The 11,037-nt window shown below is 54.5% G+C and carries 11 protein-coding genes; 8 read left to right on the forward strand and 3 right to left on the reverse strand.

Going from position 1 to position 11,037, the window contains the following annotated elements; translation table 11 throughout:
* The first annotated feature begins 4 nt into the window (after positions 1 to 4).
* The 7 genes from ihfA (at position 5) to selO (ending at position 5,732) form a co-directional block, all read left to right on the forward strand.
* Entirely contained in the window at positions 5 to 304 is a 300-nt protein-coding gene (ihfA, locus tag OGY35_RS19255; protein ID WP_001229265.1) for an integration host factor subunit alpha, read from the forward strand.
* 100 nt (positions 305 to 404) lie between these two features.
* Entirely contained in the window at positions 405 to 1,385 is a 981-nt protein-coding gene (gene btuC, locus OGY35_RS19260) for a vitamin B12 ABC transporter permease BtuC (protein ID WP_286633157.1), read from the forward strand.
* A 63-nt stretch (positions 1,386 to 1,448) separates the two neighbouring features.
* Positions 1,449 to 2,000, forward strand: coding sequence for a glutathione peroxidase (locus tag OGY35_RS19265; protein WP_152404903.1), 552 nt, complete (start codon positions 1,449 to 1,451; stop codon positions 1,998 to 2,000).
* Positions 2,000 to 2,749, forward strand: a complete 750-nt coding sequence (btuD, locus tag OGY35_RS19270; protein WP_286633158.1) for a vitamin B12 ABC transporter ATP-binding protein BtuD — start codon at positions 2,000 to 2,002, stop codon at positions 2,747 to 2,749. Before OGY35_RS19265 ends, btuD begins: the two co-directional genes overlap by 1 nt.
* Before the next feature lie 77 nt (positions 2,750 to 2,826).
* A complete protein-coding gene (locus OGY35_RS19275; RefSeq protein ID WP_152404901.1) occupies positions 2,827 to 3,291 on the forward strand; it encodes a C40 family peptidase in 465 nt (154 codons plus the stop codon).
* A gap of 223 nt (positions 3,292 to 3,514) precedes the next feature.
* The gene (locus OGY35_RS19280) at positions 3,515 to 4,228 is read left to right on the forward strand and encodes an EAL domain-containing protein (protein WP_178823907.1); all 714 of its coding nucleotides are present in this window, start codon (positions 3,515 to 3,517) and stop codon (positions 4,226 to 4,228) included.
* A gap of 61 nt (positions 4,229 to 4,289) precedes the next feature.
* A complete protein-coding gene (selO, locus tag OGY35_RS19285; protein ID WP_286633159.1) occupies positions 4,290 to 5,732 on the forward strand; it encodes a protein adenylyltransferase SelO in 1,443 nt (480 codons plus the stop codon).
* Positions 5,733 to 5,736: 4 nt separating this feature from the next.
* Here the strand turns inward: selO and hemP are convergent, their stop codons facing one another.
* From hemP to ppsR, 3 genes are all read right to left on the reverse strand, one after another.
* Positions 5,737 to 5,919 (reverse strand): hemin uptake protein HemP, encoded by a 183-nt coding sequence (gene hemP, locus OGY35_RS19290; protein WP_152404898.1) that lies wholly within the window; start codon positions 5,917 to 5,919, stop codon positions 5,737 to 5,739.
* 143 nt (positions 5,920 to 6,062) lie between these two features.
* Positions 6,063 to 7,109 carry a 3-deoxy-7-phosphoheptulonate synthase AroH gene (gene aroH / locus OGY35_RS19295; RefSeq protein ID WP_286633160.1) on the reverse strand — a complete coding sequence of 349 codons (1,047 nt, stop codon included), beginning with the start codon at positions 7,107 to 7,109 and terminating at the stop codon, positions 6,063 to 6,065.
* Positions 7,110 to 7,265: 156 nt separating this feature from the next.
* The gene (gene ppsR / locus OGY35_RS19300; RefSeq protein WP_094465393.1) at positions 7,266 to 8,099 is read right to left on the reverse strand and encodes a posphoenolpyruvate synthetase regulatory kinase/phosphorylase PpsR; all 834 of its coding nucleotides are present in this window, start codon (positions 8,097 to 8,099) and stop codon (positions 7,266 to 7,268) included.
* A gap of 333 nt (positions 8,100 to 8,432) precedes the next feature.
* Here ppsR and ppsA point away from each other — a divergent pair, with 333 nt between their 5' ends.
* Positions 8,433 to 10,811 (forward strand): phosphoenolpyruvate synthase, encoded by a 2,379-nt coding sequence (gene ppsA, locus OGY35_RS19305; protein WP_286633161.1) that lies wholly within the window; start codon positions 8,433 to 8,435, stop codon positions 10,809 to 10,811.
* The last annotated feature ends 226 nt before the right edge of the window (positions 10,812 to 11,037 follow it).

Consider the following 11,037-nt stretch of genomic DNA (forward strand, 5'->3'; position numbering starts at 1 on the left):
ACCTATGGCGCTTACAAAAGCTGAAATGTCAGAATATCTGTTTGATAAGCTTGGGCTTAGCAAGCGGGATGCCAAAGAACTGGTCGAACTGTTTTTCGAAGAGATTCGTCGTGCTCTGGAAAACGGTGAGCAGGTAAAACTCTCTGGTTTTGGTAACTTCGATCTGCGTGATAAGAATCAACGTCCGGGACGTAACCCGAAAACGGGCGAAGATATTCCCATTACAGCACGGCGCGTAGTGACCTTCAGACCCGGACAGAAGTTAAAGAGCCGAGTCGAAAACGCTTCGCCCAAAGATGAGTAATCAGATCTAACCAAAAAGGCCGCTTTTGCGGCCTTTTTTCTTTTCTGCGAAGATGTCGCACCGTAGAATCAATGACATCTTTTTCAGTTGAACGGAAATCATGCTGACTTTTGCCCGTCAACAACAGCGACAACATGTGCGCTGGATCCTGAGCCTGTCGGTACTGATGCTACTGACACTGCTGTTAAGTCTGTGCGCCGGAGAGCAGTGGATATCGCCTGCTGACTGGCTGACGCCGCGTGGCGAACTCTTTGTCTGGCAAATTCGCCTTCCGCGCGCGCTGGCCGTGCTGCTGGTAGGGGCGGCGCTGGCCTTGTCCGGCGCAGTGATGCAGGCACTGTTTGAAAACCCGCTTGCGGAACCGGGGCTGCTCGGCGTCTCCAACGGTGCAGGCGTGGGACTGATCGCCGCAGTGCTGCTGGGGAAGGGCGTGCTTCCACACTGGGTGCTCGGACTGTGTGCCATTGTCGGCGCGCTGGTCATTACCCTGATCCTCTTGCGTTTTGCCCGCCGTCATCTTTCGACCAGTCGCCTGCTGCTTGCCGGGGTGGCGCTGGGGATTATCTGTAGCGCCCTGATGACCTGGGCCATCTATTTTTCAACCTCATTCGATCTGCGTCAGTTAATGTACTGGATGATGGGTGGGTTTGGCGGCGTCAACTGGGAGCAGGCCTGGCTGATGCTGGCCCTGATCCCGGTACTGATGTGGATCTGCTGTCAGTCACAGGCGATGAACATGCTGGCGTTGGGAGAAACGTCTGCCCGACAGCTGGGACTTCCCCTGTGGTTCTGGCGTAATTTGTTGGTGGTCGCTACCGGGTGGATGGTCGGGGTGAGCGTGGCGCTGGCGGGGGCCATTGGTTTTATTGGCCTGGTGATCCCCCATATTCTACGTCTGTGCGGCTTAACGGACCATCGCGTCCTGCTGCCTGCCTGCGCGCTGGCGGGCGCCATTGCGCTGCTGCTGGCGGATGTAGTGGCTCGGCTGGCGCTTGCTTCTGCGGAGTTACCGATTGGCGTGGTCACCGCGACGCTCGGGGCGCCGGTCTTTATCTGGCTGTTACTCAAAGCCGGACGTTAGGTATGACAAGACGGTCTATGATTAGATGCTGGTATTTGAATCACTCACGATCCTGGAGAGGCTATGCAAGACTCGATTCTGAACACTGAAGTGACGACGATTGATGGCGAGGTCACGACCCTCGAAAAGTATGCGGGCAATGTGCTGCTGGTGGTGAACGTGGCGTCAAAATGCGGTCTGACCCCGCAGTATGAGCAACTGGAAAATATTCAGAAAGCGTGGGCCGATCGTGGCTTCACCGTGCTGGGCTTTCCCTGCAATCAGTTCCTCGGACAGGAACCTGGCAGCGAAGATGAGATTAAAACTTACTGTGCCACGACCTGGGGCGTGACCTTCCCGATGTTCAGCAAGATTGAGGTGAACGGGGATGGGCGCCATCCGCTGTACCAGAAGCTGATTGCCGCTGCGCCGACGGCGGTGGCCCCTGAAGGAAGCGGTTTTTATGAGCGAATGGTTAGCAAAGGGCGCGCGCCGCTTAATCCGGGCGATATCCTGTGGAACTTCGAGAAGTTCCTCGTGGGCCGGGATGGCAAGGTAGTACAGCGTTTTTCACCTGATATGACGCCGGAAGATCCTATCGTCATGGAAAGTATCAAGCTCGCGTTGGCTAAATAATGTCTTCACTGATGCAGTTACAGGATGTTGCCGATATCCCCCGGTTGGGGCCTTTGTGTGGGGAGATCCGCGCGGGGGAAATCCTGCATCTGGTCGGGCCGAACGGTGCCGGGAAAAGCACGCTGCTGACGCGAATGGCTGGCCTAACCAGTGGCGCGGGAACCATCACCCTGGCCGGTACTGAACTGGCGTCGTGGCCCGCAGCCAAACTTGCCCGGCATCGCGCTTATCTGGCGCAGCAGCAGAATCCGCCCTTTGCGATGCCGGTATGGCACTTTCTGACGCTGCATCAGGCGGACAAAACGCGGACTGACCAGCTTACTGCAGTGGCCGAGTCGCTGGGGCTGGCAGACAAGCTCGGGCGCAATGCGAAGGAACTCTCGGGCGGTGAATGGCAGCGTGTACGCCTTGCCGCCGTGATCCTGCAAATCGCGCCAGAGACCAATCCGCAGGGGCAGTTGCTGCTACTTGATGAACCCATGAACAGCCTCGATGTTGCACAACAGAATGCGCTGGATCGCATTCTGAATCGCCTGTGTGAGCAGGGGATTGCCATCGTGATGAGTAGTCACGATCTGAATCATACCTTGCGTCACGCGCATCGGGCATGGTTGCTCAAACAGGGGAAACTGCTTGCCAGCGGTCCGCGTGATGAGGTGCTGACACCGGCGCATTTAACACGAGCCTATGGGCTGCACTTCCGGCGTCTTGACATCGAAGGTCACAGAATGGTTATATCAACCACTTAAACGAAATGGTTTCTTGAAAACCCGCGTAAATACCCGCTATATGGGGTGAAGAATAGAAAAACAGAGGATTCGCCTGAATGCGTTTCTGGTTTCTTTTTTGCACAGCACTGTTGTTGGCAGGATGTAGTAGCCACCGAGCGCCGCCGCCCAATGCCCGGCTCTCTGATTCCATCACCGTTATTGCCGGATTAAATGATCAACTCCAGACCTGGCGCGGTACACCGTATCGTTACGGCGGCATGAGCCGCGGTGGCGTGGATTGTTCCGGCTTTGTGCTGATGACCATGCGCGACCAGTTCGCTTTGCAACTGCCGCGTGAAACCCGTCAACAGGCAAAACTGGGGACGGAAATCGATAAAGATGAATTACTGCCTGGCGATCTGGTGTTTTTCAAAACCGGATCGGGAGAGAGCGGTTTACATGTGGGTATTTATGATACCAACGGTCAATTTATTCATGCGTCAACCAGTCGTGGCGTGATGCGCTCGTCGCTGGATAATGTTTACTGGCGGAAAAACTTTTGGCAGGCGAGACGGATTTAGTTGCAAAGTGTTATTTCTGATTGAGGGCGCGCCTCGCTTTTATTGTCGGGAAAAGAACAATGCTGGCTAAGTGTTTATAATCAGGATAAGCTGAAAACAAAGGAACCGGGACTCCGGGTGAAAAGGACAACATGAACATTTCCCCTCTGTCATTAAAAAAGATGGATGACGACATCCTGTGTAATAGGTTGCCGAATCACTCCCAGTGTGTGGGGCTGCCGTGATGAATATTTCACTGGATAATGTGTACCATTCTGAACTCTATTTTCAGCCCGCCCGGAATGTACAACGGAAACTTATCGGTTTAAGTATCATCGCAAACTTTGTCAGTGATGACGACAAGGTTCGCATCCCTACGGATCTGGTGCTTCCGCGACTTTCTCCCGAAGAGCAGTGCCAACTCTTTGTCGAAAAACTGGCCCTGCTCGAAACGTGCCAACACTTTTTTATTCAACATAAACTTGTCGCCTGGATTTATATAACCCCGGCAGTTGTACCGTTATTATTAATGGATAGTGAGCGCGTTTCTGCCGTTAAACGATTTTCATTTCTGGAATTGATGATTAATGAGAATTTTCCCGAACTGTCTGACGGAAAAGAGAATAAAACGCTGACCGCGCTTGTCGAACGTTTTCCTCTGGTACTGGCCAATTTCGGTGCAGGGGAAAGTGCCAACAAAGCCATATTCGATGGGTTATTTAAACGCATAATACTGGACCGGAATTTTGTTCATCGCCGGGCTACGCAGCTCTCCTTCGAACCGTTCATGCGCGCCATTCTCACGCAAGTTTCCCCTTATTGTGAATCGCTGATGATCGCCGGTATCGACAACGAAGCGATGTTGACCCGCGTGATGCCATTCGGTTTTGGTGCCATGCAGGGCGGTCTGTGGCCTGCCGTCACCGCGGATCAGGTAACCCAGTTACTCCACGGATAACCTTTCTGTTTGCTGGTGTTTATGCCGGTATTAACCGTCTACACTACAGGCAGGAGGCCCTATGACCCTGTCTTTTACAGCCCGCTGGCGCGATGAACTGCCAGCAACATTTACCGCACTGTCGCCAACGCCGCTGAATAAGTCACGGCTGATTTGGCACAATGATACGCTTGCCGAACAACTGGGTATCCCCGACTCGCTTTTTCATCCTGACGGCCCGGCGGGGGTCTGGGGCGGTGAGACACTGCTAGCGGGAATGTCTCCGCTGGCGCAGGTCTATAGCGGTCATCAGTTTGGCGTCTGGGGGGGCCAGCTGGGCGACGGGCGTGGCATCTTGCTGGGTGAGCAACTGCTTGCCGATGGCAGCACGATGGACTGGCATCTGAAAGGCGCGGGTTTGACGCCGTATTCGCGCATGGGGGATGGTCGTGCGGTATTGCGCTCCACTCTCCGTGAAAGCCTCGCCAGTGAAGCGATGCACTATCTGGGGATACCGACAACCCGGGCGCTGGCGATTGTCACCAGCGAAACGCCGGTTTACCGTGAAACGGTGGAGGCGGGGGCGATGCTGATGCGACTGGCGCAAAGCCACATGCGCTTCGGCCATTTTGAGCATTTCTATTATCGCCGCGAACCGGAAAACGTTCAGCAACTGGCGGATTTCGCGATTCGCCATTACTGGCCGCACCTCCAGCAGGAAGCCGACAAGTACATTCTCTGGTTTCGCGACGTGGTCGCGCGGACTGCGTCACTGATAGCCGACTGGCAAACCGTCGGTTTTGCGCACGGGGTGATGAACACCGATAACATGTCGATTCTTGGACTGACGATGGACTACGGTCCGTTTGGTTTTCTGGATGATTATGAGCCGGGGTTCATTTGTAACCATTCAGACCATCAGGGGCGCTACAGTTTCGATAATCAACCTGCGGTGGGTTTGTGGAATCTACAGCGACTCGCGCAAAGCCTGTCGCCCTTTATCCCGGTTGAGGCGCTGAATGATGCCCTCGACGGCTACCAGGCGGCGCTATTGACGCGCTACGGCCAGCGGATGCGGCAGAAACTGGGCTTCATGACCGAACAAAAGGATGACAACGAACTGCTGAACGAATTGTTCAGCCTGATGGCCCGCGAGCGCAGTGACTACACCCGTACCTTCCGCATGCTGAGCGTCACCGAACAGCAGAGCAGCGCATCGCCCTTGCGCGATGAATTTATCGACCGTGCCGCATTTGACGACTGGTTCTCGCGCTACAGAACGCGTTTACAGCGCGATGAAGTCGCCGATGCGACGCGCCAGTCGCTGATGCAAAGCGCCAATCCGTCCGTGGTGCTACGTAACTGGCTGGCGCAACGGGCTATTGAGACGGCGGAAAAAGGCGATATGAGCGAACTGCATCGCTTGCACGCCGTACTGCGGGAGCCCTTCCGCGAGCGCGATGATGATTACAGTCATCGTCCGCCGGACTGGGGAAAGCGTCTGGAAGTCAGCTGTTCAAGCTGATGTTCTACTTGGTCAGCAAGAGTTTACCTGCCTGCGTTCGACGCAGCAGGTACTCCTGACCGTCGTGATCGATAATTACCTTACCGTCATCACCTAACAGTTTCTGACTGCTGATCTTGCGGATGGGCGCAGGCGGGGGAACCGCGTTTTCTTGTTCCTTAAGACGGGGTGCTTCAATGTTATCCATACGGGTATCACGGCTGATTAATAATAATTAATGTCACAATGATTTTTATTATCAATAATGTGCGCGACAACAACAAGTATTAAATGTGGTAGTTTGCGAAAAGGGGAGAAGAATTGCCCATCCCCGAAAGGATGGGCGAGCGGTCAGAAACGACTGTCAACCGCGCAGGCCAGCTTGCTCAGCAGCAGTTCAGTGTCTTCCCAGTTAAGGCAAGGATCGGTTACCGACTGACCGTAGACCAGCGGCTGTCCGCTGACGATTTTCTGCGTACCTTCACGCAGAAAGCTTTCCGCCATAATACCGGCGATGGTCGTCGAACCGTTACGGATCTGCTGGCAAATATCATCACAGACATCCAACTGACGACGATGCTGTTTCTGGCAGTTGCCGTGGCTGAAATCAACGACCAGATGTTCAGGCAGATCAAATTCATGCAGCGTACTGCAGGCCGCCGCAATATCTTCAGCATGGTAGTTTGGCTTTTTGCCGCCACGCATAATGATATGGCCATAGGGGTTACCGCTGGTCTGATAAATGGTCATCTGACCGGTTTTATCAGGCGAGAGGAACATATGACTGGCGCGGGAGGCGCGAATCGCGTCAACGGCGATACGGGTATTTCCGTCGGTGCCGTTTTTAAAGCCGACCGGGCAGGAGAGTGCCGAGGCCATTTCGCGGTGGATCTGGCTTTCGGTGGTTCGCGCGCCAATGGCGCCCCAACTGATCAGATCGGCAATAAATTGCCCGGTCACCATATCGAGAAATTCCGTGGCGGTCGGGATGCCCAGTTCATTGACCTGCAACAGCAGTTTGCGCGCCAGTTCAATACCGTGGTTCACGCGATAGCTGCCATTGAGGTCCGGATCGGAAATGAGACCTTTCCAGCCGACGACAGTGCGCGGCTTTTCAAAATAGGTGCGCATGACGATTTCCAGGCGCGCCTGGTGCTGAGTACGCAGCGTCTGTAAACGCGTGGCGTACTCCAGAGCGGCGTCGAGATCGTGAATGGAGCACGGCCCCACAATGACCAGCAAACGGCGGTCTTCGCCATTCAGTATTCTTTCTATCCGGCGTCGGGAGTCGGTGACGTGGCTGGCGACGGCGGACGACACAGGATGCCGTTGCGCAAGTTCAGCGGGCGTAACCAGACTGTCTATACGCGCGGTACGCAGTTCATCGGTTCTGTTCATGACAATTCTCAGAAATTTGTGGCTTCTACGGCAGAGGTACCGGGAAGTGATGGGCACAACCTTAAACCAATCCCTGCTGATTTCAAGTGCGAGGTGGATCACACCTCGCGACAGAACGGTATGATAACAAAAAAACAGAACTCATGAACTAGTTTGTTAGTACATGCGTCGACTTAGTCCCATGATGTCGAGGATTTTAGTGGCAATCTCCTCAACCGAATAGTTAGTACTGTTCAACCATGGGATCTGGTTTTTACGGTAGAGCGCCTCGACTTCAGCCACTTCCATACGGCACTGGCGCAGGGACGCGTAGCGGCTGTTTTCCCGGCGTTCTTCGCGAATGGCCGCCAGACGCTCAGGGTCAATCGTCAGACCAAACAGTTTATGTTGTAGGGGTTTTAACGACGCGGGCAGAACCAGATTGTCCATGTCGTCGGCAATAAAGGGATAGTTCGCCGCGCGGATGCCAAACTGCATCGCCAGGTAGAGACTGGTGGGCGTTTTGCCACAGCGCGAGACGCCCAACAAAATCACCTGCGCCTGGTCGAGGTTGCGCAACGAAATGCCATCATCGTGGGCCAGGGTGTAATCGATGGCGGCGATCCGCGCATCATACTTGATCAGGTTACCCGGATTCAGCCCGTGAGTCCGGTGAGCAATCGGTGTGGGGTAGAGTTTCATTTCGTGTTGCAGCGGAGTGATCAGCGCCTGCACGATATCCTGACAGAAGCCTTCGCTTTGCAGGATGATGGAGCGGATTTCCGGCAATACAATCGAATAGAACACCAGTGGACGCACGCCGGTTTGTTGAAAAATGGCGTCGATCTGGTCCTTAACGGCACGGGCACGGTTCTCATTTTCGACAAACGGTAGCGTGATACTGCTGATAGTGACGGGGAACTGCGACATCACCGCATGGCCCAATACTTCAGCGGTAATTGCCGTACCATCGGAAATATAAAATACGTGACGATCTACAGCATTATCCATTTTCACACCCTGGAAGTCAGTCATAATTCTCTGAAAGCATAAATTAAAATTACTCTGAAGCGTAGAAAATAACGCTCATTTTAAAAATGAAATGGTATTTTTATATTTTATGAAAAGTACATTTCATTTTCTGGAACAGATGTTTATACCGACACATTTTGTGGGGATCGCCCGCCACTCGTGGGTTTGCGCAAATGGGTAAACTGTCCGAAAAAATAAAAAATATATTTGCTTGAACGATTCACCGTTTTTTTAAGCGGGTTAAATATGCAAAGATAAATACGTAATTAAGCTTTTCCTAAACTCGTTCATTTATCACAAAAGGATTGTTCGATGTCCAACAATGGCTCGTCACCGCTGGTGCTTTGGTATAACCAACTCGGCATGAATGATGTAGACAGAGTTGGGGGCAAAAATGCCTCCCTGGGTGAAATGATTACTAACCTTTCCGGTATGGGTGTATCGGTACCGAATGGTTTTGCCACAACCGCCGATGCGTTCAACCAGTTTCTGGACCAAAGCGGCGTAAACCAGCGCATCTATGAACTGCTGGATCAGACGGATATTGATGATGTCACCGCATTAGCGAAGGCAGGCGCACAGATCCGCCAGTGGATTATCGACACTCCTTTCCAGCCTGAGCTGGAAAATGCCATCCGCGATGCCTACGCGCAACTCTCTGCGGACGATCAGCATGCGTCTTTCGCCGTGCGTTCTTCTGCAACGGCGGAAGATATGCCGGACGCCTCTTTTGCCGGTCAACAGGAAACCTTCCTCAACGTCCAGGGCTTTGACGCCGTACTGGTCGCCGTGAAGCACGTGTTCGCGTCGCTGTTTAACGACCGCGCGATCTCCTATCGTGTTCACCAGGGCTATGACCACCGCGGCGTGGCGCTCTCTGCGGGCGTTCAGCGGATGGTGCGTTCCGATCTGGCTTCATCCGGCGTGATGTTCTCCATCGATACCGAATCCGGCTTTGACCAGGTGGTGTTCGTCACCTCGGCGTGGGGTCTGGGTGAGATGGTGGTGCAGGGCGCGGTGAACCCGGATGAGTTCTACGTCCACAAACCGACCCTGGCGGCCAATCGTCCGTCTATTGTGCGTCGCACGATGGGCTCGAAAAAAATCCGCATGGTCTACGCACCGACTCAGGAGCACGGCAAACAGGTCACCATTGAAGATGTGCCGCAGGAAAGCCGCGACATTTTCTCTCTGACCAACGACGAAGTGCAGGAACTGGCGAAGCAGGCGGTGCAGATAGAGAAACACTACGGTCGTCCGATGGACATCGAGTGGGCGAAAGACGGTCACACCGGCAAGCTGTTCATCGTACAGGCGCGTCCGGAAACCGTGCGTTCTCGCGGTCAGGTGATGGAGCGTTACACGCTGCATGCGCAGGGCAAAATCATTGCGGAAGGGCGTGCCATCGGCCACCGCATCGGTGCGGGTCCGGTAAAAGTCATTCAGGACATCAGCGAGATGAACCGCATTGAGCCTGGCGACGTGCTGGTCACCGACATGACCGACCCGGACTGGGAACCGATCATGAAAAAAGCGGCGGCGATTGTCACTAACCGCGGCGGTCGTACCTGTCACGCGGCCATTATCGCGCGTGAACTGGGTATTCCAGCGGTGGTGGGATGTGGCGATGCCACTGAGCGCATGAAGGATGACGAGAAGGTCACCGTTTCCTGCGCAGAAGGTGACACGGGCTACGTGTACGCCGACCTGCTCGACTTCAGCGTTAAGAGCTCCAGCGTCGATACCATGCCGGATCTGCCGCTGAAGGTGATGATGAACGTCGGTAACCCGGACAGGGCATTTGACTTCGCCTGTCTGCCTAACGAAGGCGTTGGTCTGGCGCGTCTGGAATTTATCATCAACCGTATGATTGGCGTGCACCCGCGTGCGCTGCTGGAGTTTGACTCCCAGGATGCCAAACTGCAAAACGACATCCGCGAGATGATGAAAGGCTTTGACTCTCCGCGTGAATTTTATGTGGGGCGCCTGACGGAAGGGATCGCCACCCTCGGTGCGGCATTCTGGCCGAAACGGGTGATCGTGCGTCTGTCTGACTTTAAGTCTAACGAATACGCGAACCTGGTCGGCGGTGAGCGCTACGAGCCGCATGAAGAGAACCCAATGCTGGGCTTCCGTGGTGCGGGCCGCTACGTGTCGGACAGCTTCCGTGATTGCTTCGCGCTGGAATGCGATGCGGTGAAACGCGTGCGTAACGACATGGGGCTGACTAACGTCGAAATCATGATCCCATTCGTGCGTACCGTTGAGCAGGCAAAAGCGGTCGTGGAAGAGCTGGCGCGTCAGGGGCTGAAACGCGGTGAGAATGGGCTGAAGATCATCATGATGTGTGAGATCCCGTCCAACGCCCTGCTGGCTGAACAGTTCCTGCAATACTTCGACGGCTTCTCGATCGGTTCTAACGACATGACGCAGCTGGCGCTTGGTCTGGATCGTGACTCCGGCGTGGTATCCGAACTGTTTGATGAGCGTAACGACGCGGTGAAAGCACTGCTGTCGATGGCGATTCGCGCAGCGAAGAAACAGGGTAAATACGTCGGGATTTGCGGTCAGGGTCCGTCTGACCACGAAGACTTTGCCGCCTGGCTGATGGAAGAGGGAATCGACAGTCTGTCGCTGAACCCGGATACCGTTGTCCAGACCTGGCTGAGCCTGGCTGAACTGAAGAAGTAAGGTAATGCCTGATGGCGCTACGCTTATCAGGCCTACAGCGATTCCCCTGTAGGCCGGATGGTGATACGCCGTCATCCGGCAATACATACACCCGCGATTCCCCTGTAGGCCGGATAAGGCGGTACGCCGTCATCCGGCAATACATCCACCCGCAATGCCCCTGTAGGCCGGATGGCGATACGCCGTCATCCGGTAATACATACACCCGCAATGCCCCTGTAGGCCG

Origin of the sequence: Citrobacter sp. Ct235, assembly GCF_030332305.1 — a bacterium.
Classification (GTDB): domain Bacteria; phylum Pseudomonadota; class Gammaproteobacteria; order Enterobacterales; family Enterobacteriaceae; genus Citrobacter_A; species Citrobacter_A telavivensis.

Coding starts and splice junctions, on each gene's coding strand:
- btuC (WP_286633157.1), top strand. CDS start 405: ATGCTGACTTTTGCCCGTCAACAACAGCGACAACATGTGCGCTGGATC.
- ppsA (WP_286633161.1), top strand. CDS start 8,433: ATGTCCAACAATGGCTCGTCACCGCTGGTGCTTTGGTATAACCAACTC.
- hemP (WP_152404898.1), bottom strand. CDS start 5,919: ATGGATAACATTGAAGCACCCCGTCTTAAGGAACAAGAAAACGCGGTT.
- ihfA (WP_001229265.1), top strand. CDS start 5: ATGGCGCTTACAAAAGCTGAAATGTCAGAATATCTGTTTGATAAGCTT.
- OGY35_RS19275 (WP_152404901.1), top strand. CDS start 2,827: ATGCGTTTCTGGTTTCTTTTTTGCACAGCACTGTTGTTGGCAGGATGT.
- selO (WP_286633159.1), top strand. CDS start 4,290: ATGACCCTGTCTTTTACAGCCCGCTGGCGCGATGAACTGCCAGCAACA.
- aroH (WP_286633160.1), bottom strand. CDS start 7,109: ATGAACAGAACCGATGAACTGCGTACCGCGCGTATAGACAGTCTGGTT.
- btuD (WP_286633158.1), top strand. CDS start 2,000: ATGTCTTCACTGATGCAGTTACAGGATGTTGCCGATATCCCCCGGTTG.
- ppsR (WP_094465393.1), bottom strand. CDS start 8,099: ATGGATAATGCTGTAGATCGTCACGTATTTTATATTTCCGATGGTACG.
- OGY35_RS19265 (WP_152404903.1), top strand. CDS start 1,449: ATGCAAGACTCGATTCTGAACACTGAAGTGACGACGATTGATGGCGAG.
- OGY35_RS19280 (WP_178823907.1), top strand. CDS start 3,515: ATGAATATTTCACTGGATAATGTGTACCATTCTGAACTCTATTTTCAG.